The organism is Hymenobacter ruricola (assembly GCF_015694525.1).
GTDB lineage: Bacteria > Bacteroidota > Bacteroidia > Cytophagales > Hymenobacteraceae > Hymenobacter > Hymenobacter ruricola.
Genome location: NZ_JADQDM010000003.1, coordinates 482443 through 508899, shown reverse-complemented (window position 1 = coordinate 508899; position 26457 = coordinate 482443). Strand labels below are relative to the sequence as shown.

General features: G+C 63.3%; 26 protein-coding genes. 11 read left to right on the top strand and 15 right to left on the bottom strand.

Annotated elements, in window-relative coordinates; genetic code table 11:
- Positions 1 to 114: 114 nt before the first annotated feature.
- Positions 115 to 627, top strand: coding sequence for a hypothetical protein (locus tag I2H31_RS10055; protein ID WP_196292888.1), 513 nt, complete (start codon positions 115 to 117; stop codon positions 625 to 627).
- Positions 628 to 969: 342 nt separating this feature from the next.
- Here I2H31_RS10055 and I2H31_RS10050 read toward each other — a convergent pair whose 3' ends face one another.
- From I2H31_RS10050 to I2H31_RS10030, 5 genes are all read right to left on the bottom strand, one after another.
- Positions 970 to 2151, bottom strand: coding sequence for an MFS transporter (locus I2H31_RS10050; RefSeq protein WP_196292887.1), 1182 nt, complete (start codon positions 2149 to 2151; stop codon positions 970 to 972).
- Positions 2152 to 2285: 134 nt separating this feature from the next.
- Positions 2286 to 2840, bottom strand: coding sequence for a hypothetical protein (locus I2H31_RS10045; protein ID WP_196292886.1), 555 nt, complete (start codon positions 2838 to 2840; stop codon positions 2286 to 2288).
- Between the two features lie 99 nt (positions 2841 to 2939).
- Positions 2940 to 3380: an SRPBCC family protein gene (locus tag I2H31_RS10040; RefSeq protein ID WP_196292885.1), complete on the bottom strand. Its 441-nt coding sequence runs from the start codon at positions 3378 to 3380 to the stop codon at positions 2940 to 2942.
- Positions 3381 to 3496: 116 nt separating this feature from the next.
- Entirely contained in the window at positions 3497 to 3958 is a 462-nt protein-coding gene (locus I2H31_RS10035) for a hypothetical protein (protein ID WP_196292884.1), read from the bottom strand.
- A gap of 221 nt (positions 3959 to 4179) precedes the next feature.
- Positions 4180 to 5739 (bottom strand): hypothetical protein, encoded by a 1560-nt coding sequence (locus I2H31_RS10030; protein WP_196292883.1) that lies wholly within the window; start codon positions 5737 to 5739, stop codon positions 4180 to 4182.
- Positions 5740 to 6092: 353 nt separating this feature from the next.
- Between I2H31_RS10030 and I2H31_RS10025 the strand changes: the two genes are divergently transcribed.
- Positions 6093 to 7352 carry an MFS transporter gene (locus I2H31_RS10025; RefSeq protein ID WP_317192209.1) on the top strand — a complete coding sequence of 420 codons (1260 nt, stop codon included), beginning with the start codon at positions 6093 to 6095 and terminating at the stop codon, positions 7350 to 7352.
- 407 nt (positions 7353 to 7759) lie between these two features.
- A complete protein-coding gene (locus I2H31_RS10020) occupies positions 7760 to 8242 on the top strand; it encodes a carboxypeptidase-like regulatory domain-containing protein (protein WP_196292881.1) in 483 nt (160 codons plus the stop codon).
- Positions 8243 to 8437: 195 nt separating this feature from the next.
- On the opposite strand, the gene I2H31_RS10015 is transcribed toward I2H31_RS10020, so the two are convergent.
- The 4 genes from I2H31_RS10015 to I2H31_RS10000 all read right to left on the bottom strand — a co-directional run bounded on the left by I2H31_RS10015 (position 8438) and on the right by I2H31_RS10000 (position 10977).
- Entirely contained in the window at positions 8438 to 8941 is a 504-nt protein-coding gene (locus I2H31_RS10015; RefSeq protein WP_196292880.1) for a hypothetical protein, read from the bottom strand.
- Positions 8942 to 9090: 149 nt separating this feature from the next.
- Positions 9091 to 9465 (bottom strand): hypothetical protein, encoded by a 375-nt coding sequence (locus I2H31_RS10010; RefSeq protein ID WP_230687634.1) that lies wholly within the window; start codon positions 9463 to 9465, stop codon positions 9091 to 9093.
- Between the two features lie 52 nt (positions 9466 to 9517).
- Positions 9518 to 9940 (bottom strand): roadblock/LC7 domain-containing protein, encoded by a 423-nt coding sequence (locus I2H31_RS10005; protein WP_196292879.1) that lies wholly within the window; start codon positions 9938 to 9940, stop codon positions 9518 to 9520.
- A gap of 338 nt (positions 9941 to 10278) precedes the next feature.
- Positions 10279 to 10977: a carboxypeptidase-like regulatory domain-containing protein gene (locus I2H31_RS10000; RefSeq protein WP_196292878.1), complete on the bottom strand. Its 699-nt coding sequence runs from the start codon at positions 10975 to 10977 to the stop codon at positions 10279 to 10281.
- 591 nt (positions 10978 to 11568) lie between these two features.
- Here I2H31_RS10000 and I2H31_RS09995 point away from each other — a divergent pair.
- Entirely contained in the window at positions 11569 to 12096 is a 528-nt protein-coding gene (locus I2H31_RS09995) for an NADPH-dependent FMN reductase (protein WP_196292877.1), read from the top strand.
- A 192-nt stretch (positions 12097 to 12288) separates the two neighbouring features.
- Here the strand turns inward: I2H31_RS09995 and I2H31_RS09990 are convergent, their stop codons facing one another.
- Positions 12289 to 12825: a DUF2062 domain-containing protein gene (locus I2H31_RS09990; protein ID WP_196292876.1), complete on the bottom strand. Its 537-nt coding sequence runs from the start codon at positions 12823 to 12825 to the stop codon at positions 12289 to 12291.
- Positions 12826 to 12931: 106 nt separating this feature from the next.
- Here I2H31_RS09990 and I2H31_RS09985 point away from each other — a divergent pair, with 106 nt between their 5' ends.
- Both I2H31_RS09985 and I2H31_RS09980 read left to right on the top strand, forming a co-directional pair.
- The gene (locus I2H31_RS09985; RefSeq protein ID WP_196292875.1) at positions 12932 to 13873 is read left to right on the top strand and encodes a YihY/virulence factor BrkB family protein; all 942 of its coding nucleotides are present in this window, start codon (positions 12932 to 12934) and stop codon (positions 13871 to 13873) included.
- 234 nt (positions 13874 to 14107) lie between these two features.
- Positions 14108 to 15556, top strand: coding sequence for a DEAD/DEAH box helicase (locus I2H31_RS09980; protein WP_196292874.1), 1449 nt, complete (start codon positions 14108 to 14110; stop codon positions 15554 to 15556).
- A 55-nt stretch (positions 15557 to 15611) separates the two neighbouring features.
- Here the strand turns inward: I2H31_RS09980 and I2H31_RS09975 are convergent, their stop codons facing one another.
- Positions 15612 to 16097, bottom strand: coding sequence for a GNAT family N-acetyltransferase (locus I2H31_RS09975; RefSeq protein ID WP_196292873.1), 486 nt, complete (start codon positions 16095 to 16097; stop codon positions 15612 to 15614).
- Between the two features lie 183 nt (positions 16098 to 16280).
- On the opposite strand from I2H31_RS09975, the gene I2H31_RS25140 reads away from it, so the two are divergent.
- The 4 genes from I2H31_RS25140 to I2H31_RS09955 all read left to right on the top strand — a co-directional run bounded on the left by I2H31_RS25140 (position 16281) and on the right by I2H31_RS09955 (position 20775).
- Complete coding sequence (locus I2H31_RS25140; protein ID WP_230687632.1) at positions 16281 to 16490, top strand: hypothetical protein; 210 nt, start codon at positions 16281 to 16283, stop codon at positions 16488 to 16490.
- 102 nt (positions 16491 to 16592) lie between these two features.
- Positions 16593 to 17777 (top strand): hypothetical protein, encoded by a 1185-nt coding sequence (locus tag I2H31_RS09965; protein ID WP_196292872.1) that lies wholly within the window; start codon positions 16593 to 16595, stop codon positions 17775 to 17777.
- Positions 17778 to 17846: 69 nt separating this feature from the next.
- Positions 17847 to 18788, top strand: coding sequence for a M90 family metallopeptidase (locus tag I2H31_RS09960; RefSeq protein ID WP_196292871.1), 942 nt, complete (start codon positions 17847 to 17849; stop codon positions 18786 to 18788).
- Positions 18789 to 18924: 136 nt separating this feature from the next.
- Positions 18925 to 20775 carry a M2 family metallopeptidase gene (locus tag I2H31_RS09955; protein WP_196292870.1) on the top strand — a complete coding sequence of 617 codons (1851 nt, stop codon included), beginning with the start codon at positions 18925 to 18927 and terminating at the stop codon, positions 20773 to 20775.
- A 171-nt stretch (positions 20776 to 20946) separates the two neighbouring features.
- Here the strand turns inward: I2H31_RS09955 and I2H31_RS09950 are convergent, their stop codons facing one another.
- Both I2H31_RS09950 and I2H31_RS09945 read right to left on the bottom strand, forming a co-directional pair.
- Complete coding sequence (locus I2H31_RS09950; RefSeq protein ID WP_196292869.1) at positions 20947 to 22536, bottom strand: alpha/beta hydrolase; 1590 nt, start codon at positions 22534 to 22536, stop codon at positions 20947 to 20949.
- A 43-nt stretch (positions 22537 to 22579) separates the two neighbouring features.
- Positions 22580 to 23569, bottom strand: coding sequence for a fasciclin domain-containing protein (locus I2H31_RS09945; RefSeq protein WP_196292868.1), 990 nt, complete (start codon positions 23567 to 23569; stop codon positions 22580 to 22582).
- A 200-nt stretch (positions 23570 to 23769) separates the two neighbouring features.
- Between I2H31_RS09945 and I2H31_RS09940 the strand changes: the two genes are divergently transcribed.
- Positions 23770 to 24675, top strand: coding sequence for a hypothetical protein (locus I2H31_RS09940; RefSeq protein WP_196292867.1), 906 nt, complete (start codon positions 23770 to 23772; stop codon positions 24673 to 24675).
- 75 nt (positions 24676 to 24750) lie between these two features.
- Here I2H31_RS09940 and I2H31_RS09935 read toward each other — a convergent pair whose 3' ends face one another.
- A complete protein-coding gene (locus I2H31_RS09935; RefSeq protein WP_196292866.1) occupies positions 24751 to 25473 on the bottom strand; it encodes a pirin family protein in 723 nt (240 codons plus the stop codon).
- Between the two features lie 131 nt (positions 25474 to 25604).
- Positions 25605 to 26426, bottom strand: a complete 822-nt coding sequence (locus tag I2H31_RS09930) for a helix-turn-helix domain-containing protein (RefSeq protein ID WP_196292865.1) — start codon at positions 26424 to 26426, stop codon at positions 25605 to 25607.
- Positions 26427 to 26457: the final 31 nt, after the last annotated feature.

Below are 26457 nucleotides of genomic sequence, written 5' to 3'. Positions count from 1 at the left end.
CGCCCCGCTCTTTTTTGCTGTCATTACAGAAGAAATATACGTCCTTCTTCTGTCCATCATTCCTAGACCACCTCAAAGCTACCGACAGCAGTTTGCCTATTATTGGGCATTGGAGTGCAACAAACCGCGGAAGGCCAAGTTTGCCGTAAGGTAACAATTGCGCAAACTGCTCAACAAGAGCAATTGCTCAAGGAATACGTTGCAGAATGTAGGAAAGGGAGATATTTCATCGAAAACAAAGGCATTGTACAGCTATCGGTCTCTCACGACAAAGCGGGACAACTGCATTGGTGGGTCAGTGCTATGATAGACGACCGATACAAGGACAACCCCCCGAAAACGTATGGCAGAATCGACGATGAAATTATTTTGGTTTATCAGGCCGACAGTGCACAAAACGTCGGAGGCCTGTCATCAAAAGCACCCATAAACGCTTGTTTAGAAAGCGTCATCCAGAACCGCGTTTATCAGCGCCCATCAACTCAGGAACGTTATATCGAAAGCATCGGCCCCAATGGTGAACGCCGAAAGTACCGTGTGAACCGGACTGCTTTCGGAAATTACTGGAATAGCAAGCACTTCGTTTTTAAGTCAGACGGAACCTACTCTGTGCTCAACGGAGAGTAAGAGTCATCCGAAACGCAGAAAAGGCAAAAGACCCGTCCACCTCATAGAGCGGAGTTTTGCCTTTTCTGCGTTGCGAATGGTGATTCAGAAGTTAAGCGAGGTTGTCATACTTCTACCCTGCGTGGCCCTAAATCTGACTGTAGCCCGTGCGTTGGTTGGAGTTTGGCTTCGCCCAGTGTGAGGCTGAATTGAGCGCAACTAGTCGTGGCCCAAGATGCTTCGCTGGTGCCGCGGGGCACTTTCTGGGCCGACAAAAAGCTGTTTCGGGATTGAGCCTTCAAACCCGCACGGAGCCTGATGCGACCAGCGGCCTAACCGAATACCAGCCGGATGACTCAAGAGCTATGAGCCGGTTGGCAGTGTCTCCCCTTCCACGCGCAGCTTGGGCACCAGCCACACCACCAGCAGGCCCAGCAGCGCCACTAGGGCAAACGACCAGCGCAAACTGGCCGCCTTCGCCACGAAGCCCACCAGCGGCGGCACCATCAAGAAGCCGAAATAGCTGACCGTGGACACCGACGCAATGGCCGCGCCCGCGCTCAGCGGGTTGGCCCGGCCCACGAGGCTGAACACCAGCGGCACCACGCACGACACGCCCAGCCCGCTCAGCACGAAGCCCAGCCCCGCCCCCACCGGCACGGGAAACGCGGCGGCCAGCAGCAGGCCCGTGGTCATGAGCAGGCCGCTGGTTTGCAGGATTTGCCGGATGCCGAAGCGGCCCACCAGCCAGTCGCCCAGAAAGCGGCCCGACGTCATGGCCACCATGTAGAGCGTGAAGCCGAAGCCGGCAATGGCCTTGGGCGCGTGCGCGGCCTGGGCAAAATACACGCCGCTCCAGTCGTAGAGCGTGCCCTCGCAGGCCATGGAGGCGAAGGTGATGAGGCCGTACTTGAGCACCGTTTTTTCGGGCCAGGAAAAGAACGAAGCCTTGGCGGCCGGCGCGGGCGGCAGGGCCAGGGTTCTGGGGAAAAAGACGAACGCCAGCCCGGTGAGAACCACCGAGACGCCCGCGAAATGCGCGGTGGTGCCCACGTCGTTTCGTACCAGCAGGGCGCCCAGGCCCGCCGCGGCAAAGCCCGCCACGCTCCAGACGCCGTGAAACGTGGCGATGATGGAGCGGTCGTAGAGCGTTTGCACGCCCACCGACTGGGCATTGACAGACAGGTTGAGCAAATTGCGCGAGCAGCCAAAGCAAAACAGCAGCGCCGCCAGCTGCCAGGGCTGCGCTGCGAAGCCCAGCAGGCCCAGCGCGAGGTTGTAGAGCACGGCCCCCGCCAGCATCACCTGCCGGCTGCTGAAGCGCTGCAGCAGCCGGCCCGTCACGGGCAGCGTCAGCATCAGGCCCGCGGGCAGGGCCAGCAGCACGCCGCCCAGCTCGGCCTCGTTCAGCCTCAGCCGGTGCTGAATGATGGGAATGCGCGAGGCCCAGGTAGCAAACCCGAACCCTGAAACGAAAAAAAACAGCGCCACCGCCACCCGCGCCCGCCCGGCCGAAACGCCGGAGGCGACCAACACTTCACTCATAGCCACAAAAAGAGGCCGCCCCACTGCGCGGCCCGCCCATAGAAGAAAGAACCGTTTTTACGGGCCAGGGTCGGGTCAGTTCGGTGGCCGGCGCTCTTTTTCCGGGGCCGCGTCGGGCCGGGGCCGGGCGGCGGCTAGTACCAGGGGTCCAGCCGGGTCACGTCGCAGGCCGAAACGATGGAGTCTTCGTACAGCATCATCCGCTCCATGCAGCTGTAGTTGGTTTCCAGGCTGTTCGCCGATAACTCCGTGTCGAAACGCGGGTGCTGGCCCGACAGAAACGCGAGTTCCTTGGTGTTGTTGATGAAGCTGAACCGGACGTTAACCATGCCAATTACCTCGCCCTGGTGGTGTCGGCTCAGCACGTAGCGCAGCAGCACCGGGTCGGCATCGTACACGAAGGTGTACTGGTCGATGGGCTTGTCCAGGCTAGTGCGCAGCTCGCGCCTGGCGTACTCCCGGTCGAAGGCCTTGATTTTATCGATGGAGTCGAATTGCTGATACTTCACATACGACTCACGACTGAGGAGTTCGTACACCGATTTGCTTTCGTCGTCCGGGTCGTCATCGTCGTAGAGCTGGCCAAACTCGGTGATGCGGGCCTGGGCCTGCTGCCCACGGTCGTAGCTGAAGGTGATTTCGGCCAGCTTGTGGCCGCTGGGCTTGAATATTTTCACGGTTCTGTCCATGCGCTAAATGTAGGACGCATTCGCTACCCGCCGGCCTGCCGGGCCTGTGCCGCGCTGAACCACGAGCTGAAGTGCAAGCTTTGAGGCGCAGAACCGCAATCAGGCCGGGCGGCCAAACTCCGCCTTCAAGGCCCTGGACATGGCCGGCGTGGTGCGGGCAAACAGTTTGGCCACCTCCACCAGGGCCTTGCTGCCCCGGCGGTAGGTGAAGGCAATGTGCCAAATCAGCCGCACTTGCCCCCTGTCGGCTTCCTCAACGGTGAACGAGCCGAGGTAGCCCTCGATGTTTTTTGCCCCTTGCATGCCGTAGCGGTAGCCAGCCGCGTGGTGCGTCAGCAAGGTTTCGGTGATAACGGCCGAGCCGGCGTACGGCGGCAGCGTGACGGTGCGCGTATTGCCGTGCACGGCGAACGGTGCGCCCCAGAAAGGCTTCTGAAAATCGCAGGCAAATGCCCGTAGCCTGGCCGCATCGGCGGCGGGGAACAGCCAGCTTTTGGTAAAAGCCGCCGCAGCCGGCGGCGAAGCAAAGGATGTGGACATTGGATATGCTGCGAAAAGGATTTCAATGGCGAAGCTCTCCACGCCTTTCTTGGGCAGTCTGAGGACGGGAATGGGGTTTGCTACAGCACTTTGAGCAGAGCAAGTTGAGGCCTGGGCTAAAACTTGACCGCCACAAACGAGGCCACCACCCCGGCCGGGCTCTGGGGGCCGTGGGCCACCACCCGCACCACGGTGCCGGCCAGCACGGGCATGGCGTTGGTGCCAAAGGGCCAGGTGGGCAGCAGCCAGCCCCGGTAGGCATACACCCAGCACTCGGTTTGGGTGCCGGCTACGCCAAAGGCGGTGGCATCCAAGCTGAGCGGGGGCACGTTGGCGCAGCCGGGAAACGGCGCGAGGGCCTGCCCAGTAAAGCGCATAGGGAAGCCGTCGCCGAAGGACAGCTGGCCCGCCGTAATCAGCCCGTTGGCGTCCGGCCTCATGTCCAGCAGGCCTTCGCCGAAGAGCAGGTCGGCCAGCTTTTCGGCGGGCGGCCGCACGTTGAGGAAGCTGCGGTAGCGCCACTGCCCCGCCAGCACGGCGTAGGGAGTGGCAGCGTCGGAAATTGCAGGTTTATTCATTTTTGCTTGTAAAGCCAAGTAGCAGGGTGAATAATTACCCGTCATCAGACCACAACGCGCTGGCCATGAAGGGGCACGCAGTACCGGCAAAGAGGATTTCGACGGCCCGGCCGAGCCGTCAGGCACGCGGCTTTCCGGGCCGCTGCCAATGCAGGGGCATGGTCAGGACTGGGAATCCGGTTTAAAAAGGTTTGGTGGCGGGCAGCTAGCAGCCCGGCGCGCTAGCGCGTGGCGCGGATGTAGCGGCCCAGCTTGCCGGTGAGTGCTTTGGAGCTGCTGGTAAACTGAATGGTGCGGCCGCCCCTTTTGGCCAGGGCCGGCCGGGGTGGGTACTGGCTCATATCGGGGTCGGGGAAGCGCACGGGCTTGCCCACGTTGTCGAGCAGAAACGAGAAGTCGGTGCCCAGCTTGAGCTGCGCGACGCCGTGGCAGCCCTGGCAGCCGCCCGCCGATAGCCGCTTGCCCAGGTACAAGGTATTGATGCCCCCGTCGAAAGGGTACTTGATGCTGCTGCCGTGAAAATTGGCCAGCGTACTGTCCGACTCCACCACGTAGTTGGCCAGGAAATAATTGGTTGTTTTCGGGTTGCTGGTGGGGGTGCCCTGCACGCCCACCAGGCGGTAGTTCAGCAGCACCGACTTCGGGTTGAGCATCCGCAGCTTGGCGTGGGCCGCGGCCGTGGCCTGGTTGGCCACCGTGGTGATGGGATGCAGGCGCTGGTAGGGGCTGTGCAGCCCGCCCATCAGGTAGCCCAACGTATCCAGCAGCTGAAAGCCCATGTGCTCCTGCTCCACGTCGACGTGCTCCCAAGTGGCAAACACAAAGTCCGGATAGTTCACGGTTTTGTGAATGATGTGCATCCCAATCAGGGCAAACACGGCGTTGTGGTAAACGGACTTCAGCGTGTCCTTGCCATCGGGACTGATTTGCTGGGTGTAGTACACTACCCGGCGCGTGAGAAAGCGCGCGGGGTCATCGGCGGGCGTCAGCTTGCGCCAGGCCGTTTTCATTTCAATGCTGCCCACGCCCTGGCCGCCCTTGGCGGGGTCGCCGCCGCAGGGCAGGCATAGTACGCCGGGCGGGCAGTCGCAGGTGCCGCCCTTGTAGCGGCCGTTCAGGGTGTCGGGGTTGTAGTAGGCGTTGTGCTTTCTGATGTTCGTGAGCGTGTTCGCTGTCGCTTGCATCAATTGCTTCCGCGAGCCGAAGTTCTTCTGTATAAAGTCGTATTCCGTCCGGTTCACCTTGGCTTGGTACAGCACCATGCTCTTGCCGTTGGGCACGCTGTCCTGCACTTGGCCAAACATGGCGCAGGAACCTATCTCACTGTTTTCGTCGAGGTTGTCAAACAGGGTCAGAGTGTCGCTGGGGCTGCCCGGCATGGGGCTGGTGCGGTAGCTGTAGTGCGGCGCCCGGTCGAAGGACAATATCTTGCCATAGTAGGGCCGCAGCTCGGCGCGGTGCCCGAAGGTTTCCCACACGGCCAGGGTGGCGTCGGGCGCCTGGTAGCTCCAGGCGGCATCGGGGTGGTCGCGCAAGCTGTCTTTGGAGTAAGACGACTGCCAGTTGACGGCAAAAAACTCCGCCCAGGCAAATTCTGCCAGCTTCACCGAGTCGGAACCGGGGTCCAGGTCCTGGGGCGGCGTCGGCGCGATGGTGATGTTGAAAGCCGGGGCCGGGCCCGTGGCCTCGCGGGCAGTTTCGCTGGTGCTGCTATGCTGGCAGCTGCCGAGCAACAGGCCGCCAGCGGTCAGGCCGGCTAATAACGCGTAGGGAAATTTCATGGGTAGGCGGGAAAAGTGGTGCCACTGCTGGCCGCGGGCCGGACTTTGCTTCGCGGACTTAAATGAAGCCTTTGGGGGATGCGAGCAAAGGTATCGGCACCGCTAGCCCGCCTATACCCGTGAAAACACCCGTTTTATACCCCCGTATAAACCCCTGTTTTAGCACACCACTACTGCTGTAGCGCAACCGCTAGGCCAGTGCAGCGCTCAGTTGAGCTGCCGACCGCTGGGGCAGCCCGACCGACCTGGCAGAGCCGTGCGCAAGGCCATCGACAAGTCTCTGAATGCTGCGCCTACTCGCCGGCTTAGAGCTGGCCGGCCCGGGGGCGAACCGGGCGCCTACTTTTGCGGCCGTGCCCCCGCCGCTTCCCTCCCACCGCCGCTTGCCGCTGCTCTACGCCATCATCCTGGTCGATGTGGTGGTGGGCGCGGCCGTGGGGCCGGTGCTGCCGGAGTTTGTGCGCGGCCTGCGCCAGCCGCAGCTGTGGCTGAGCGTGGGCACGGGGATTTTCCTGGGGGTGCAGCTGTTTTCGGCCCCGCTGCTGGGACGGCTGGGCGACGGCTACGGGCGCCGGCCCATCTTCATCTTGTCTGCCGTGGGCACGCTGCTGGCCAACGCCCTGCTGCTGCCCGTGCGCGCGGGCCTGTACTTCGTCAACCGCGTTTCCGACGGCCTCACCAACGGCATGTACGCCACGGCGCGCTCGGCCATCACCGACGTGTCGCGGCCCGAGCAACTGTTTCGCAACCTGGGCATCGAGGGGGCCATCATCTCGCTGGGCTTTGTGCTGGGGCCCATGGCGGCCGGGCTGCTGCTCACCGCCCTGCAGGTGCCGCCGGCCCGGCAGGCCACCTACGTGGTGCGCCTGGCCCTGGCCCTGGCCGCCCTCAACGTGCTGCTGGCCCTGTGGCTGCCCGAAACCCACCGCCAGCGCAACGGCGTGCGCGGCGCCGAGCTGCGCGCCGAGCTGGCCCGCAGCGTCAACCCGTTCACGCTCTGGGCCCGCCTGCGCGCCAAAAACGCCAGCAACCCCGGCATCCGGCGCATCGTGCTCACGCAAGTGGCCCTCACGCTCAGCACGGGCTATTATTTCTATTTCGTGCCCTTTGCCAGCCTCAGCGCGCTGCGCATGGATGCCCGCGCCATCTCTTACTTTTTCATGTTTTTCGGTGCTCTAAGCGTGGGGCTGAACTACGTGTTCTACACTTACTTTGCCGACCGCATCAACCAGCGCCGGGCCATTGTGTGGCTGGCCGCGCTGGGCGCGCCGGTGCTGGCCGGCTACGGACTGGTGGGCGCCTCGCGGCCGGCCCTCTACGTTCTCGTCACCCTCGACTGCCTCACGCTTTCCCTCATTCAGGGCCTGCTCGAAGGGCTGTTGGCCCGCCGCACCACCGAGGCCGACCGCGGCGAGATTTTTGGGCTCAACCAAGCGTTTCAGGGCCTGGCCAGCTTTGGCACCACGCTGGTGTTTGGGGGGCTGTCGGTGCTGGATTTGCGGCTGCCGTGGGCCTGGTTTGCGGTGTGCCTGGCGGCAGTGGCCTGGCTGGCGGCCCGGCAGGGCCCCGCTGCTGATGCCCCACGCCCGGAGCCGGCGGGCCCGGCGGCTTAGCTCCCCGCCAAGCGGCGCCCCGCTACCGGGAACATTGCAGCCTCGCCTGGCTAGCCCCACGAGGACATTGGCCCAGTAGCTAGCTCATCATTTATATAATACAAATTATTATTAACCAATCGAGCTTTGAGCCAGCGAGCAGGTTTCACCAGCCAAGTTGACAAATCCTCATTAAAATGGAATTAAAACCTGGTTTATAATTTTATATTACGCTGCCAGGATTTTGATTCAGTCGCTTACCGCACGCAGCCCACAAGGTATTTTCCTATTTTTGTCGAAATTATTTTCCAAACCTATTAAATGGTTCGTGGTTTGCAAAGCGGCCACCCGTATAGCGGCTTCGTTTTGCTTCCGTTTATTCTGTTTGCCATTTTGTTGTTGTTATGAAGCATTTGCTCCTCCTTGCTTTGGCTCTGTCCCTTGCTGCTGGTTCGGTTCAGGCGCAGCAGCGGCCACCGCGCGGGGCCACGCCGCCACCGGCCCAGCCGGCCCCGGCGCCGCCCGCTGCCACCCCCACGGCGTCGGCCGAGCTGCCTGCTCCCACCCCACCCGACGCCGAGGAGCTGGGCTGCCGCGTGCTCACGGGCCGCGTCACCGACCAGCTCAACCATCCGCTGACGGGCGCCACCGTCCTCGTGCGTACCCGCACGACCCGGGGGTTCAACATCGAGCCCAGCATCACTAATTCCGAAGGCCAATACATGCTCAGCGCCAAGCAGCCCATTCCGCGCAACGCCGTGCTGGAAATCTCGGCTGGGGGCTACACCACGTTCGCGCAGCCGCTGGCCAACTGCCAGCCCGTCGACGCCAGCCTGGAGCCGCTGCCCGGCACCCGCTTCAAAAACGACGGCCGCATCAAAAAAACCAGCGCCAGCGGCAAGATTCACTAGCCGCGGCATAAAGTAATTCTGATACAATAAGCGGTTGCTTCCCTAACAATCACCGCAGCTAGTCTGATAGCAGCAGGGCCGTATTCACCACCGAATGAATATTCCCCACCACCAACGCCACGCATAGGCCTCTGAACCGCGCGGCACCGCACCCAATGGCGGCAATGGCTGCCGGCCTGCCGGCCCGCTAAGAGGCTACCGGCCTTCCAGGTGGCTCACTTCTTCCAACAGCGCTTCCACCCGGAAATTCAGCTCGGCTTGCCGGCGGGCGGCGTCCGGCCCCGTGGCTTCGTCCGCCGGGATACGCGTGTGCTGCAGCCAGGCGCAGGCGTTTTCCAGGTCGTCGAACATCACCACCATAGGCGTGCGCAGTTGGCGCACGGCCTCGCCGGCCAGGTGCTTGAGTAGCAGGTCAGGGGCGCACACCCAGGCCAGGTATTCGATGCCGGCCAGGCCCAGGTGGGGCAGGTACTGCCCGGCCAGCCACGGCGCCACGTCGGCGCTCATGCTCTGCACCTCGCAGTTGCTGTTGAGGATGCGCGGGTACGGGCGCGCCAGAAAACACTGGGCGATGGTGAGGCAGTTGGCCTGCACCATCGGCAAGGTGAGGTGACCGCGCCAGTCGGCAAAAAGCCAGTCGTTGGTGACGTCGTGGTACACCGACACGGTGGGGGTTTCCTGTAGTAGCTGTAGATGCATGGTAGGGAGATTGGATAGATAACAATAGAAAAGGCGTTGGGCCGGGGCAGCGGGCCGTTTTCGGCACGCCCTTCGGCAAAACCCACCAACGCAGAAACAGCCCGCCGACAAAACGCCAGCGGGCTGCTTCGGCATCGGGAAGCCGGCAATTAGTTCAGGCTGGCCGAGTACATTTTCATAATCTGACGGGCCTGGGCGAGGTTGGTGTCGCGCGAGTTCACGGCCAGGTAGATGAACTTGTCGCCGGTGGGCGAGAGCTTCAGCAGGTGCAGCTGGTCGGTCAGGGTGAGGAGGATGTCCTGCACGGTCTGGTTCAGGTTCAGGGCCTTGATGGCCTTCAGCTTGGCTTTCACCACTTCGGTGTTGTAAGCGGCGGCGGTTTCGATGTCGAAATCGGCCACGTTGGTGTGCGAAGCCAGCGGCATGCCGGTTTCGGTTTCGACCACGGCCACGGCGAGCAGCGTGGGCAGCTCGGCCATGATGTCTTTAATGGTTTGCTTGGGGGATACAGTAACAGCTGACATAAAATGGGGATTGGGGTTGTTGGGGGGTGAAAATTGAGAAAAGGTAAAAAGACTAAGACGTGTGCCGGCGCATGATTTCCTTGGCAATGCCCAGATTGGCATCGGCGGTGTGCACGGCCAGAAAGCAGTACCACTTGCCATCGTTCATGGGGCGCAGGTGGTGGAGCTGGTCTTCCAGAATCACCGTGATGTCGGTGAGCGGACCGCCCACCCAGGCTTTCGACACCAGGGCTTCGTCCATCACGCGCAGAAGCTTAGCATTGCGCAGGCTTATTTGGTTGGGATTGTAGTCGTTACTAACCGTATACGAAGCCACCACTCGTCCGGATTGCGTGTTCACCACGCAGGCCATGAGCAGGTCGGGCAAATCTTGCAGCAGGCCTTCGATTACTTGTTTGGAGCGTTTCGCCATTTCGTCGTCGGATGCTACGGTAATTTTTCTTAATGGCAGTCGATTGAAAAACGGTAAATTCATAGGGGTAAGGAGCAAGGGGAAAGACGGCCGTTGCTAGCTGCCATGCCCCGATTGGTGCCGGCCCGGGGCGGGCCCCCGGCTTCACCGCTTCCTCCGGCCGGGCCACTCGGGCGAGGGCCCGGCCAGAGAAAACAGTTTATTCGGAAAGCACCCGGCGATACAAGACCTTGGTTGATGCCCCATTCCGCCGGCCCGGAACCGGACCCTTGCAACGCTGCCTCACCAAACTTACTTAGCTGACGTGGCCGGAGGGAGTTTATTAACCGCTCCATCCTGCCCCATCATCAATCAGAGCATACTGCCGCCAAAACAGAGTGTCCCGAAGGGTATTTAGGTACTTAAAATTGCCACCAGTGGCGTTTTTTGGCTTTCGCCGGAGCATCGGTGCGGGGCAGCAGCGTCACGTTGCGCACGCTGAAGCCTTTCACTGCTACTTGCATCTCTTCTTCGCTGTAGCCGCCGTAGCCCACCTGCAGGTTGGAGGTACGGTTGGCGGGCACCAGCAGCGAGTAGTTGCCTTGCGCGTCGGTGCTCACGCCGCGGCCCGTGGTTTTGTCGAGCACGGTGGCCCCAATCAGCGGGTGGCCGTCCTCGTTCAGAATCCGACCGGAAACGGTCGTCATCCGAGTCACCGCAGCCGTGGCGGCCGGCAGCTCGTCGACGCCCGCCGCGGGCACCGCCAGGCTACCCACCGTAGTGGCCGGCGAAGTGTGGAGGTTGGTGCCGGCAAACGCGGCCCCGCTCAGCAGCGCGGCCACCATCACGATGGCGCCCGCCCGCTGGCGGAAACGCACCGGCTCGGTGCGGATGAGGTGGAACTGGTGCTGAAGCCAGCCCACCGGGCGCACGTTGTGGCCTTTGGCTTGCAAGGCGTGGAAGCGCTGAAACGCTTCGCCGCCTTTGGCTGGGTTGGCTTTGAGGTAAGCGTCCACCAGTTCGGTGTTTTTAACCGATAAATCGCCCCGGAGATAGGCGTCCCGGTACCCGGGAAGCAACTCCTGGGTGACGGGATGAAAAGGGTGTGCAGTTAATGCCATGAGATTAGAAATAAGAGAAAAGAAACAGAAATGGCGGGCAGCACAGATGAAAAACTTGTACCGTAGGACAACATTACGGCAGGGAAATAATCCAATCCGTTTCTTTTCGATGAACCCGGCCATATCGCGCATCAACCTTGTTGGAAGCCCGATGAAAAATATCAAAGTGCAATCAGGTCGCTATGGCTGAGGTTAACTTTTTCTTTTATTAATACCTTAAAAATATGCGCATTAAGCTAATTTTTGTTTGCAACTACTATGCAACAAGGGAAACAAATTCATTAAATAGTCAAAGTTAACACCTCATGGGGATTAAGTTCAAAAAAAGTTAACGATTAAATATTTTATCTGTTTCGTACAAAAAAACAACCAAATTGGGGGTTGCTTTGGCCAAAGATATAACAAAGTATTGTGCTGCCTACCCATTGGCGTTGCCCGGGTCCAGTTTTTAAGCCCTGCAGCGGCTTCGGAAACGCTGCGCCCCGTGCCGATGACGGAGGACGCGGCATTTGCCCGCAACTCGCAACCTCTGGCGGGGCGAACGGGTTAGACCACCACAGTCTCCCGCTTGCCCCGCTATTTCGCTTCGCTTTGATAACAATCCTCGCCGGAACCAACCGGCCCCAGTCGCGCGCCCGCCGCATCGCCAACTTCTACCGCACCGTGCTGAGCGAGCTGGGCGCGGAAAGCCAGATTCTGGACTTGGCCGAGCTGCCCGCCGATTTTCTCGGCACGGCCCTGTATGCCCACGTGGGCACCAATCCGGCGTTCAACCGCCTGGCGGCCATGCTGGATGCCGGCGATAAGCTGGTCATCATCACGCCCGAATACAACGCCTCGTTTCCGGGCGCGCTCAAGGCGTTTATCGACGGGCTGGCCTACCCCGGCGGCATTGCCGGCAAGAAGGCCGCGCTGGTGGGCCTGAGCAGCGGCGGCCAGGGCGGCCTGCTGGCCATGGCCCACCTCACCGATGTGCTGATGTACCTGGGCACGGCCGTGCTGCCCCAGCGCGTGCGCCTGCCCTTCATCAACCAGGATTTGAACGCCGAAGGCGGGCTGAACCACGACCTGTCGCGGCAGCTGCTGCGGGAACAGGCCGCCGCCCTGCTGGCGTTTTAACGCGGGGCCGGGTGTCATTGCGAGGGCAGCGCGGCAACCGAAGGACAGCGAAGCTAATCCTTCCTGTAAACACCACACGCGCCCTTTCACCAGCAAGCCCCGGCCCTGCGCAGGGCCGGGGCTTGCTCACATTAATAGGCTGGTCGCGGAGAACAGGACGGATTGCCGCGCTGCGCTCGCAATGACAACCGGCTAGTTGCTCACGGCCTGCTTCGCCAGCACTTTTCTGAACACGGCGCGGAGCACGAAATACAGCAACGCCACCAGCGGCACGCAGGCCACGGCCCAAATCAGCAGGGCGCCGAGTTCGGCCCGCCACAAGAGCTTGCCGATGGCCTGCCACCCTTCGCGCTCGATGAGCTGGCGCAGGCCGGGCAGGGTGAGGTGGGCCACCTGCTGGCCCTGGCCCAGCAGCCGGGCGCCGGCCCGCAGGCACGGAATGAGCAGGGCCAGCTGGAAGAACGTCATCAGGTGCGTGGCCAGCTGCATGGCGGCCACGTTGAGGCGCAGGCGCAGGGCCACGGCGGCGCTGAGCACCGTGGTGACGCCCAGCAGCGGAATCAGGCCCACGCCCACGCCCAGGCCCACGGTGAGGGCCAGCTTTTCGGGCGAGAGGCCGGCCTTGAGCAGGTCGAGCAGGGGGTCGGCCACGCGGCGCCGCAGCCACGAGCGGGGCGGGGCAACTGGCGGTTCGGCCTGGGGCCCGGGGAGGGGTTCGGGAAGCGGCATAGCGGGAAAAGGACGGGCGCGGGCGGCGGGCCAACCGGCAGCCCGTACCTTCGCCGGGAGGCGTACCTCAACCGGCCACGCCCCGGAATGTTGCCTGTCGGGCTTTATGACAAAGTTAGGTTCTTCGGCGGAGCTGCCGGGCCCGTGGTGGCGCGAGCTCCCGATTTTGCTGCACCGCGCCGGCCGCGAGCTGGGCGCCAACGACCCGCTGCGGCTGGGCGCGGCCACGGCGTTTTTCACGTCGTTTGCGCTGCCGCCCATCCTCATTATCCTGATTGAGCTGCTCAGCTCGCTCTACTCCACGTCCATGGTGCGGGTGCTGCTGCTGGGCAAGCTCAGCCACCTGGTGGGGGCCTCGGCGGCCGGGCTGGTGGCCCAGATTGTGATGAACGTGGCCGACCCGCAGCGCAGCCGGCTGGTGACGTGGGCGGGCTTCGCGTTTCTGGTGTTCGTGGCCACCACGCTGTTCACCATCATCCAGCACTCCCTCAACCAGCTCTGGCAAATCCGGCCCCGGCGCGGCACGGGCAAGGTGTCGCAGGCCCTGCGCGAGCGGGTGCGCTCGGCGGGCATTTTGCTGGCCACGGCGGTGCTCTCGCTGCTGGCCTTCGGCTCCGACGCGGCCCTGAACCTGTTTGCCGACAGCATCCGGGACTTCGACGCCACCTTTGCCTACTACGTGGTGCGGGGGCTGAACGCGCTGGTGGCCTGGCTGATACTGGCGGCCTGGTTCGGCGTCGTGCTCCGCACGCTGAGCCTGGCCAAAGTGCCCTGGCGGGCCGTCACGCGCGGGGCGGCGCTCACGGCCGTGCTCATCAGCCTGGGCGAGGCGGTGCTGGGCCAGCTGCTGGTGGCCCGGGACCTGGGGCCGGTGTACGGGCCGGCGTCGAGCCTGGTGCTGGTGCTGCTGTTCGTGTTCTACTGCGCCATGATATTTTACTTCGGCGCGGCGTTTACCAAAGCCTACGCCCACCGCATCGGGCTGGACATCCGGCCCAAGAAAACGGCCGTGCGCTACCGGCTGGTGAACGTGGAGGACGAGAAATAGGCCCGCCCCCTGGGCACTGCGGTAGGCTAGCCGTTCCAAAGGCAGTGCCCAGAGGGCACTGCCTTGTACTAAATGTTCCGGTGGCAGTGCCCCGTGGGCAGTGGCGTGGGCGGCCCGTTCCAATGGCAGTGCCCACGGGGCACTGCCTTGGGCGGCTTGTTCCGGTGGCAGTGCCCCTGGGCAGCTCGCCCGCTACGCGCCGGCACGGGCGCCCCCCGGCCGTACCTTTGCCCCGTGCAAACTCCCGATACTTCCGCGGCCGGCGCCCCTTCCGGCGCCTCCGCCCCCAAAGCCGACCTGCAATTCGCCGATTTCGCCCTCTCCCCCGCCCTGCTGGCGGGCGTGGCCGAGCTGAATTTCATCCAGCCCACCCCCGTGCAGCAGCTGGTGCTGGCCCCCGCCCTGCAGGGGCAGGACGTGGCCGGGCAGGCCCCCACCGGCTCGGGCAAAACCGCCGCTTACGGCCTGGCCGTGCTGCAGCAGGTCGACCCCACTTCGGCCTCCATGCAGGCCCTGGTGCTGGTGCCCGCCCGCGAGCTGGTGCTGCAGGTGCGCGACGCCCTGCAGCGCCTGGGCAAGCACATTCCGAACCTGCGCGTGGCCGGCTACTACGGCGGCCACGCCATGCGCGACGAGGTGAAGGGCCTGCAGCAAATGCCCCACGTGGTGGTGGCCACCCCGGGCCGCATGCTCGACCACCTGGAGCGCCGCACCATTGTGCCGAACCGCCTGAAAGTGCTGGTGCTCGACGAGGCCGACAAGCTGCTGGAGCTGGGTTTTCAGGAAGAAATGGCCACCATCATCAGCCGCCTGCCCCAGCGCCGGCAGACGCTGCTGTTCTCGGCCACCATGCCCGATAAGGTGCTGAGCCTGGTGCGCGAATACCTGACGCGGCCCCGCGTGATGAACGTGGGCGGCGCCAATGCCACCACCCTGCCCGAAAGCCTGGTGCTGCGCGGCCACGTGGTGAGCGCCGCCGACCAGAAGCCGGCCGCCCTCTACCACCTCATTTCGCAGGCCGATGCGGGCCGCTCCCTGGTGTTTGCCAACACCCGCGACCGGGTGGAAGAGCTCACCCGCTTCCTGCGCGGCCGGGGCTTGGCCGCCGAGGCCCTGCACGGCAAAATGCTGCAGCCCGAGCGCGACAAGAGCATGATGAAGCTACGCAACGGCTCGGCCACCGTGCTGGTGGCCACCGACGTGGCCGCCCGCGGCCTCGACGTGAACGACCTGGACACGGTGGTACAGTTCGACCCGCCGCACGAAACCGACACCTTTCAGCACCGGGCCGGGCGCACGGCCCGCGCCGGCGCCGTGGGCACCGCGCACCTCATCGTGACGCCCTTCGAGCAGGAAAAAATCAAGAGCTGGCCCACCGCCAGGAACGTGCAATGGGCCGGCCTGCGCCCGCCGGCCCTGCCCGCCGCCGCGCCCAAAGCCCCGCGCCCCAGCACGGTCACGCTCCACGTATCGGCCGGCAAGAGCGAGAAAATCAGCCGCGGCGACCTGGCCGGGGCCTTTGTGAGCGTGGGCGGGCTGGAGCGCGACGCCGTGGGCCGCATCGAGGTGTTCGACCACCACAGCTTCGTGGCCGTGCCCGAGGCGCAGGCCGAAGAGGTGCTGGCCCGCATGCAGGGCGCCAAAGTGAAAGGCAAAAAGGTGAAAGTGGCGCTGATTCGCTAAGTGGTTGGTTACGGGTCGGCTTTAGGCTAATTTAACAGTTCAGCCAATGCGCAGCTTACAACTGCTTGATGCACGTAATCATGTCCTCGCCAAAACCGGCTTTCTGGTAGACCTCGCGGGCGTGGGTGTTTTGGGCAAATACGCTCAGGGCCAGCGTGGCCAGGCCCTGCGCCCGGGCCCAGGTTTCGGCGTGGGCCAGCAGGGCGCGGCCCACGCCCTGGCCTTCGGCGACGGCATCCACGATTAAATCGGCGATGTGGGCGCGGGTTTGCTCGTAATAGTCGGTGCTGGTGGTGAGGTGCAGCAGTCCGGCCAGCTGGGTGGTTTCGGCCACGAAGACCTGGCGCGTGGCCGTGGGCTCGTGCACGGCGCGCGTCAGCACCTCGCGGTCGAACTGGGTCATTTGTTCGGCGTCGCGCCACGCGGGCGGCCCAAACGCGGTGAGGCGCGGCACCAGGGCCAGGATGAAGGGCAAGTCGGCGGGCTCGGCCGGACGAATCCGGACCGGCGCGGGCAAAGCGGGCGTGGCGGTTGGGGGCATGGGTGCGGGTGGCAGGAAGTACATTAGACCAGAAATCCCGACCACATACGTAAAATCAGCATTCCCATTCGTCTTCTCTTCATTTGCAGCCAGAACAAGTGGCGCAGCCTCACCGCCGAGCGGCTTTTTGACGACCACCCGCACCACGAGGCGCGCTCGGCGGGCACCGAGCCGGGGGCCCGGGTGCGCGTCACGGCCGGGCACCTGGGCTGGGCCGAAACCATTTTCGTGATGGAGCGCCGACACGCCGACCGCCTGCGCGAGAAATTTGCGGAGGAGTTGCGGGGCAAAACCCTCGTCGTGCTGCGCATTCCCGACAAATATCCCTTTCAGGACCCGGCGCTAGTAGCGCTGCTGCGGCAGAAGCTGGCGGCACATTTGCCGCTACTTTAGCGGTGGTTTATGCTGTTCTTTATGCCACAACGGTTACTGTTCCTCTTACTAGCTTCGCTGTTCTGCGCGTTTCAGGTGCAGGCTCAATCCTACTAACCCGGCATGGTGGTGCGCAGCAATGGCGACACGCTACGCGGAGAGATTGAAAACAACTTTTGGGTCGACCCGCCAAAATTCATTCATTTTCGGCAGTCCTCCTCCGCTGCGGCCGAGTTGCTGCGGCCACGCCAGTTGCGCGCCGTGGTCTTTGCCGGGGGCCGGTATTTTCGGTTCGAAAGGCTTCCCATTGACCACGCCGCCGAAACCCGCCTCGACCGCCTGCCACAGGGCTACCACCCCGATGTGCGCCAGGACTCGCTGCTGGCCGAAGTGCTATTGGAAGGACCGGCTGAGTTGCTGCGCGTGGTTCGGTTCAGTGCAACGCACTACTTGGTGCGCCGCGCCGGCCAGCCAGTGCTGGACCTGAGCGAGCGCGAATACTTGAGCCCTGGTTCCGGCGGCAAACTCACCGTCACGAACGGCAACAACTACCGAGCGCAGCTGGAACTGTATTTCGGGGATTGTGCGGCGGCCAGCTTAGCCGCGCGCGGGGCCGTTTTTACGCCGGAAGGATTAGCGGCCGTGGTGCAAGCGTATAACGAGGCATGTTCGGCTGCGCGGCAGCCAGCGCGCAGTTGGCTAACCCAGGCCGCTACGACCGGCACGGCTTCTTGGCGAGTGGGCGTGGTGGCCGGCGCCCGCTACCTGCGCACCGACAACGCCGACATTCCGCCACAGTTGTCTCCATGCGGCGGGCTGTACGGCGAAGTTCTTCTGCCCAACCGTTCGCTGGCGCTGTACAGCGAAGTCAACCTAAGCGGCTTTCACGGCGGTTTCTGCAAGGTGGGCAGCTACGTCCAAACGTCGGGCATCGTCAACGGCCAGCCCGTGGTCACCAATACACCAGTCGTCACGGCTTTCGATTATCAGGCGCTTTTGCCCTCCTTTCGGTTGGGTTTCCGCTACTTCTATCCGCTGCCGCGCGAGCAGCAATGGCTGCTGGGCGGTGGCCTTGAAGCAGGCTACGTAATGGGAATTCACGGTTTTAAAGTAACAGACGGCCCGTCCATCGACGCTGGGGAAGCCGACGTGACGACCTCGCGCGTTATTCTCGCGCGTTATTCCGGTTTACTACGTGAGCACGGGCTGGCGCAGGCGGCGGTTCACGGCCAGCGCCGATGCGTGGTTTTTCGGCGGATTTGTGCTACTGCGCCCAACGCTGAGCTATCAGCTGAACCGCAACACTGACTTGGCCAAGCCCCGGCATTAAGCCCGTGCGACGCTAACCTCCTGTTGCGGCAGCCGTTTAAGCGGCCCATGCCCTACCTCGTTTCCCTGGCCGTGCTGGCGGCTGTTCTATACGCGTTTTATCGTTATGCCACGGCCGACTCGCGCCGCCGCACGGCCGCGCTGGCCGCGGAGTTCCCCGCCGCCTGGCGCCAGATTCTGGCCGGACGGGTGGCTTTCTACCTCTCGCTCACGAAGCGCGAAAAGGCCCGGTTTGAGAAGCAGGTGCAGGTTTTCCTGGCCAATACGCGCATCACCGGCGTGCAAACCGAGGTGGACGACACCACCCGCCTGCTGGTGGCCGCGTCGGCCCTGATTCCAGTGTTTGGCTTTCCGGAGTGGGAGTATGGCAACCTCGGCGAAGTCCTCATCGTGCCCGACGCCTGGAAGCTGGAAAACGACCCCACCAAAGAAGTGAAGCCGCTGCAGGGCACGCTGCTGGGTTCGGTACAGAACTTCCAGAACCAGCACTACATGCGCCTGTCGAAGGCCTCATTGGAGCAGGGTTTCCGCGACGGGCTGGACCGCCAGAACGTGGGCATCCACGAGTTTGCGCACCTGCTGGATGAGGCCGACGGCGTGATTGACGGCCTGCCCAAAGCTGCCCTGCCGCCCGAACTGCTGCAGCCCTGGGCCGCCGTGATGCAGCGCGAAATGGCCGCCATCGAAGCCGGCAAGTCGGAAATCAACCCCTACGCTGCCACCAACGAGGCCGAGTTCTTTGCCGTCGTTGCGGAGTACTTTTTTGAGAAGCCCGAAAAGCTTCAGGAACACCACCCCGAGCTGTACGAGCTGCTGAGCCGGGCCTTCCGCCAAAACCCCAAAAAGCGCTTCCTACGCTTCGCCGTGGACCCGCGCGAGTGGCTGAAGACCCTGCGCAGCCGCCGCAAGTTTGGCCGCAACGACCCCTGCCCCTGCGGCAGCGGCAAGAAGTACAAGGACTGCCATTTGGGGCAGGCGCAAGCAGCTTGAGGCAGGCACAAGTTGTCTGTCATCCTGAGCGCAGCGAAGGACCTCATTACGCCAGAACAACCAATCGTTCGGACGTGAGAAGGTCCTTCGCTGCGCTCAGGATGACAGACGGGAGCAAAACACATTTCTTTGCCCCATGAAAAAGTACCTGCTTCCCCTCATGGCCGCCGCCTGGCTGGCCGCCTGCGCGCCCACCGCGAAAACGCCCGTGGCTACCTCCCCGGTCCATCCCCCGCCGTCCGCCAAACTAACCGCGCCCGACTACTACCGCGCGCGGGCCCAGCAGTTTCTCGATGGCTACAACGCCGAGTACGTGCGCCTCTACACGGCGTCCAGCGAAGCTGAATGGCGCTCGAACACGCACATCGTGGCCGGCGACACTAGTAACGCCGGCGCCACCACCCGCGCCAACCAGCGCATGGCCGCCTTCACCGGCAGCGCCGACAACATCCGGCAGCTGCGCGAGCTGCTGAGCCACAAAGCTGACCTGACCGGGCTGCAAACCAAGCAGTTGGAGACGGCCCTCTACAACGCCGCCAACAACCCCCAGACGGTGGCCGACGTGGTGAAGCGCCGCATCCAGGCCGAAGCCGCCCAGACCGAAAAGCTCTACGGCTTCGACTACCGATACGCCGGCAAGTCCGTGACCACCAACGACCTCGACGAGCTGCTGCGCAAGGAAACCAACCCGCAGAAGCGCCAGCAGGTGTGGGAAGCCAGCAAAGCCATTGGCCCCACGCTGAAAACGGGTTTGCTGAACCTGCGCGACCTGCGCAACCAGACCGTGCAGGCCCTGGGCTACCCCGATTATTTCACGTACCAGGCCAGCGACTACGGCCTGACGCGCGACGAAATGATGGCCCTGGTGCGCAAAATCAACGATGAGTTGCGCCCCCTCTACCGCGAGCTGCACACCTACGCCCGCTACGAGCTGGCCAAGAAATACCACGTGCAGCAGGTGCCCGACTACCTGCCCGCCCACTGGCTGCCCAACCGCTGGGGCCAGGACTGGGGCGCGATGGTGGACGTGAAAGGCCTGAACCTGGACGCCGTGCTGGCCAAAAAGGGGCCAGAGTGGCAGGTAAAGCAGAGCGAGCGGTTTTACCAGAGCCTGGGGTTTCCGGCACTGCCGGCGTCGTTCTACGAAACCAGCAGCCTCTACCCGCTGCCCAAAAACGCGGATTACAAGAAAAACAACCACGCCTCGGCCTGGCACATGGACCTGAACCAGGACCTGCGCAGCCTGATGAGCGTGGAAGCCAACACGGAATGGTACGAAACCGCCCACCACGAGCTGGGCCACATTTTCTACTACCAAACCTACTCCAACCCCGATGTGCCGCCGCTGCTCCGCCAGGGCGCCAACCGCGCCTACCACGAGGCCATCGGCTCGATGATGGGCCTGGCGGCCAAGCAAAAGCCGTTTCTGGTGGGCCTGGGCCTGATTCCGGCCAGCACCAAAACCGACCAGACCCAGCAGCTTTTGCAAGAGGCCCTGAGCTACGTCACCTTCATCCCCTTCGCCTCGGGCGTGATGAGCGAGTGGGAAAACAGCTTTTATGCCGACAAGCTGCCCGCCGACCAGCTCAACGCCCGGTGGTGGGCGCTGTGCAAGCAGTACCAGGGCATGGTGCCGCCCACCACCCGCGGCGAAAATTACCTCGACCCCGCCACCAAAACCCACATCAACGACGACCCCGCGCAGTACTACGACTACGCGCTGAGCTACGTCATCCTGTTCCAGCTGCACGACCACATCGCCAAGAACATTCTGCACCAAGACCCGCACGCCACCAACTACTACGGCAGCGAGGAAGTGGGCCGGTTCCTGCGCGACATCATGCGCCCCGGCTCCAGCCGCGACTGGCGCACGGTGCTGAAGGAAAAAACCGGCGAAGACCTTTCAGCCCGCGCCATGGTCGACTATTTCCAGCCGCTGATGGCGTATCTGAAAGCGCAGAACAAGGGCCGGAAATACACCATGTAGGCGTTCGTACTTGGCATCCATACGCTTACTAAAACGTCATGCTGAGCTGGTCGAAGCATCTCGCGTGCAGCAGTAATTCATTTACTCTTGCACGCGAGATGCTTCGACCAGCTCAGCATGACGTTCTTGTTTTTCGGTTTCTTCCTCCTTCTGCTGCTTTCATGTTTACCCCTACTGCCCCGTTTGCTGTAGCACCCAGTCGCGCACGGCATCCAGCAGCAGGGGCGAAATCACGGGGTCGAGGGCGGCGGCTTCGGCGGCCAGTTGCTCGGCCCGGGGCATCTGAAACCAGTGGTTCACCCCCGGGAGGCGGCGGGTGGTTACACGCCTGTTGCCGCGCAGGCCTTTTTCGAGGGCGGCCAGGTTGGTGGTGGCATTCACTTCGGCGTCGTCGGTGCCTTGCAGCAGCAGCACGGGGCACTGCACGTCGGCCAGCGTGGGTTGGGGGTCGAAGCGTAGGTAGTGGCGGTACCAGGGCGTGGTGAGTTGGGCGGCGCGGGCGCGGGCCAGGGCCGCGTCCTGGTCCGGGTAGCGCTGGCGCAGCATGTTCACCACAATGGCCTGCGCCTGGTCGTCGTTGGCCGTTTGCCGCACAATTTCAAACATGGTGCGCCGAAATTTGAGCGTGGCCTCGGCCTGCCGGCGTTCTTCATTCTTCAGTTTGAGCCGCTGCTGGCTGAGGTAGGTTTCCACCTGGGCTGCGTTGGAGCCACTGGCGCGCAGCTGGGCGGCTTTGCTCAGGGCATCGGCCCAGGCCTGGCGGCGGGCCAGGCCCGCCCGGGCCGTGTCGGCGGGGTTGCCAACAGGCTCGGGCTGGTTGGCCAGCAAGTCGAGCCCGACCAGCCCCGAGGCCGCCAGGGCCACCACAAACGCCGGCGGTACGGGCTGCGCGGCGGCCAGCAGGGCCACGTTGGCGCCCTCGCCGTGCCCGATGAGGCCGGTGCGGGAGGCGTCGAGGCTGGGGCGCAGGCGCAGGTAGGTCAGGGCGGTTTGGGCATCGCGCACCAGGTCGGCGGTGGTGGCCTGGGCGCCGTTGCCGCCCGACTCGCCCACGCCGCGGTCGTCGAGCCGCAGCACGGCAATGCCCTGGCGCGCCAGCGCGGCGGCCATGCCCGCAAACAGCCGGTAGTTGCCCTGGCGCGCGTCGCGGTCCTGGCTGCCCATGTCCGAGAGCAGCACGGCCGCCGGAAACGGCCCCGGCCCGTCCGGAATGCTGAGGGTGCCGGCCAGCGGCACGTCGCCGGGCTGGCTCAGCAGCTTCACCGGCTCGGTGTGGTAAGAGGCCGCGGGTGCCGCCGCGGCTTTGGGCGCGGCAGTAGCCGCTGTTTCGGTGGCACGGCTGCGGCTCAGGGTAAGGGGCACGCGCAGGCCGGGCTGCGTCCAAGTGCCGCGTAGCTCCTGCCCGGCGGCGGCCGGCACGCACACGAACCGGCAATCGGCCACCGCCGCGTAAAACACCAGGGTATCGCCCCGCGCGGTGAGCGTCATCGGGAGGCGGTTGAGGCGCTTGGCCGGCAGGTCCAGGGTGGCCGTGGGCTTGGCGTTGGGCTCCGGCTGCAGGATGTTGAGCTGGATGGGCAAGCTGCCGCCGGGAATAGATAGCGGCCCCTTCCACACACCGGCCAGTACCGGGCCGGCCGGCTGGGGCAGCGGGGTTGCGGTGCTGGCCGGCGCGGGCACTTCCTGGCCTTGTGCCACGCCCGGCAGCAGCCCCGCCAGCAGCACCCACATTCCGCCGAGACAGAAAATTTTTGTTAACATAGTGAATGACAAAATACTTCCTGGCGCCCGCCCAGCCTCGCGCCTATGGCAACAGCACCCGGTCGATGACGTGCACCACCCCGTTGGTGCATTGCACGTCCGGAATCACCATGTTGGCCGGTGCGGTATTGGTGGCGCCCTTCACGGTCAGCACGCCGTCGGTGAACGCGCCCAGCACCAGCGGGCGGCCGCCGAAAGCCGTGACGGTGCTGCCGGCCGGCAGCTCGGGCGTGAACTTGTTGCCGAGCTGCGCCGCGGCGGTGTTGCTGAGCACGTGGTTGGCCAGGATGCCGCTGAGCGCGGTCACGTCCATTTTGTTGATGGCGTCAATGTTCGGAATGCCGGCATCGATAAAGGCCTGGTCCGTCGGGGCAAACACCGTGTAGGGCCCCGGGGCCGAAAGCAGCCCTTGCAGGTTGCAGCGCACCACTGCCGCCACCAGAAACGTCAGCTCCGGCTTCACAAACACCTCCCCTTTGCTCAGCGCCACCGCCGACTCTACCACATTGCCACCAGTAGCCAGCAGCACCTTATCAATGGGGTGAATGAGGCCATTAGAGGCGGGCACGTCGGTGCCCAGGATTTTGGAGCCATTCACGTATTTGGTGCCGTCGGGCCGCTGAATGATGCGCCGCGTGAAGCCCGGTGCCGCCGACAAAGCCGAGGGCGACGCCGCCCCCGGCACCAGCGCCGTGCCCGGCAGCGTGCCACTGAACACGTGATAGAACAGCGTGTTGCGCAAAAAAGGCTGCTGCAGAACCGTTAGGTCGGCGGCCTGGCGCAGGCCCAGGCGGGCAAAGGCCGCATTGGTGGGGGCAAACACCGTGAAGTTGCCCGAGGGGTCGCCGGGGTTGGGGTTGCCCAGCAGCACGGCCACGTCGCCGCGAATGGCGGCGTCTTCCAAGGTCTGGAAGTCAGGGTTGGTGACGGCAATGTTGGTGATGGACGGTTCCACGTCTTTGTTTTTGGCGCAGCCGCCCAGCAGCAGCAGGCCCAGCAGGGCACTGCCTCTAAGGGATAAATATTTTTTCATCGGGGGAATAGTTGTGTTTATCGAGCAAATGCCGGATTTAGACGCAATGAGTTGAGTACAAACGAATTTAAAGTGCCCACGGATTGCGCTAAGGTAAATCCAAGGCCATGAATTCGCGCGTAGATTGCGCCATTCGCCCTTTGTAGCGGTTCAACCAGTACCTGCTACCTCTCCTTTAGTTTTTACTCAATCTTTTTATTATGCAAAAACATGCTACTCTACTGCTCGGTATTTTGGGACTGGCCTTTGAGGCGCCGGCAGCACGGGCCCAGGGCTTGGTGAGTGGTTTCATGGCGGGCAGGCACCATGGCTCGGTAGTGGTATCGGGCACCACCGAAAGCTATACAAGCGCTTACCTCGCCCCGGAAAAGATTCAGGGAGTGCCCATTTTCCAGGAAGTGCGGGTCAATTCCGTCAACCTGTACGGCACCTACGGCCTCACCGACAAGGTGGACTTTGTGCTGAGCGTGCCCTACATCCAGTCCAAAGGCAAGGCGCCGGGCACCGTGATTAACGACCTCGACGCGCTGTATTCGACGCAGGGCTATACCAATGTCCGCCAGGGATTCCAGGATATTACGGCCCTGTTCAAGTTCAAGGCCTACAGCCGCGAGCTGGGCAGCAGCATCCTCGACCTGCTAGGCACCGTGAGCTTCAGCACGCCCCTGAGCAACTACCAGTCGAACACGGGCTACGGCTACATCATCGCCATCGGCAACCGCGCCACCAAGTACACCGCCACGGGCCTGGCCCACCTCAAAACCGCTTCGGGCGTGTTTGCCACGGCCCAGGTGGGCTACAGTCTGCGCACCGAGCTGGTGCCCCACGCCCTGATTGGCGAGGCCAAAATCGGCTACGCCGGCCCCAAAACCTATCTCGAAGGCTCGGCTTCTTTTCAGGAATCGCACGGGGGAACCGACATTTCGGAAGCCGGCTTCAACGGCTTTTTTCCCTCCACGCGCGTCAACTTCCTGCGCCTCGGCGTGAGCGGCTACCGCCCCATTGCCAACGGCTTCGGCCTGACGCTGGGCGCCAGCACCTACGTGGCGGGCCGCAACCTGGGCAAGTCGACGGGCTTCTCGGCCGGCGTGACCTATAATTTCTAGGCGTCCTACGGTTTTCAGCCCACAAAAAAGCCGGCTCGGGGGCCGGCTTTTTTGTGGATTGAAAGTTCTGATAAACTAGTAGTTGGATTCGGAAGAAGGCAGGTCGATGAGGATGAACTGCGCGTCTTTGCTGGCCCGGATTTGCACCACGTCGTCGCCCGTCATGCGGGCCTGGTCGTTGGGGCCCAGTTCGGTGCCGTTCACGAAAATCACGCCTTCTTTCACGTAAATGAAGGTGAGGCGAATGGGGAAAGTCTTGAATTCGATTTCTTTGCCGCAGTCTAAGTTGGCCCAGTACACGGTGCTGTTGGAGTTCATGTACACCACGTCTTCCAGCACTTTCTGGCCGGTCACGAGGGGCACCAGCTCATTTTTGTTGCCGCTGGTAAAACCGATGTCCTTCTGCTCGTAGCTGGGCGCCAAGCCTTTCTGGCCCGGAATGAACCACAGCTGGTACAAGTGCAGGGGTTTGTCCTGGCGGTTGAACTCGGAGTGGGCCAGGCCGGTGCCGGCGGTCATGCGCTGCACTTCGCCGGCCTTGATGGTGGTTTTGTTGCCCATCGTGTCTTGGTGCTGGATTTCGCCTTCGAGCACCAGCGTCACAATTTCCATTTCGGAGTGCGGGTGCTGCGGGAAACCCGACTGCGGCGCCACGCTGTCGTCGTTGAACACCCGAAGCGGGCCGAAATGCATGTTGTCGCGGTCGAAATAATCGGCGAACGAAAACAGGAAATAGCTGCTGAGCCAGGCGGCGGGGGCGGCGTGGTGGCGGTCGGCGGCGGAAATGTACTTGAGCATGGGTGGTGGCGCATGAGGTTAGGCGTGCACCGCATACGGGCCGGCGGCCTCAGAAGTTAGCTCCCGTAAGCCGCAAAGCCCTTCCGCGGCTACGGAAGGGCTTGGTACTAAAAGAACGTCCTGTCTCCAGACTACGCCTTTTTCAGCAGGGCCACTTGCTGCTGCAGGTCGAGCACGAGGCTGGCCACGCGCTCCAACGATAGTTCGGCGATGGGGAACGTGCTACTGATGTAGCTCTTGGCTTCCCAGATTTCGAGCACGTCGTCCACGTTCAGGTCGTAGGGCGAGAAGTTGGGGTTGTCGGAGTGCAGCACGAACATGGCGCCCGAACGCAACTTGTTGAACAGGCGCTTGAACACAATGCCCTCGCGCTTGCTTACCACGATGCACGGCGTGCCGTCCTTGATGGTGCTCCAGTCTTCTACGTAGCGGCCCACGATGACCGTGCCGCTGGCAATGGGCAGCATCGAGTCGCCCGCAATTTCGAAGGCCCGGTACGTGCCCGTGTTCGAGAGCATGGGCAGGCGAAACTTGGGCAGCACCTCCAGGTATTCCGGGTCGGCGTAGCCGTTCAGGTAGCCGGCGGCGGCTTTCTGGGGCACCCACTCAATGTTTTCGTTCTGGTCCTTGTCCACGGTCAGGGCCAGGATGCGGAGCTTGCCGCCGGCCGGCGAGGTGGGCGGGTCGGTGTCGTCTTCGGCGCCGCTGGCATCCGCAGCGGGCACGGAGCCAATAATCTTGGCGTTCTTCTTCTTACTGAAGTCGGTGGTTACCAGTTGGTCGAGCGTGATGCCGAACAGGCGGGCCATGTTGACGAGGGTGGCGAGGCGGGGCTCGGCGCGGCCTTCTTCGTAGGCGCCCACCAGGGAGCGTTTGATGCCGAGTTTGTCGGCCATCTGGGCCTGCGTGAGGGCGAGCTCGCGCCGGCAAAATTTGAGGTTAGTGTTAATCATCGGAGGGCGGCGGCCGGGAATGGCGTTGATT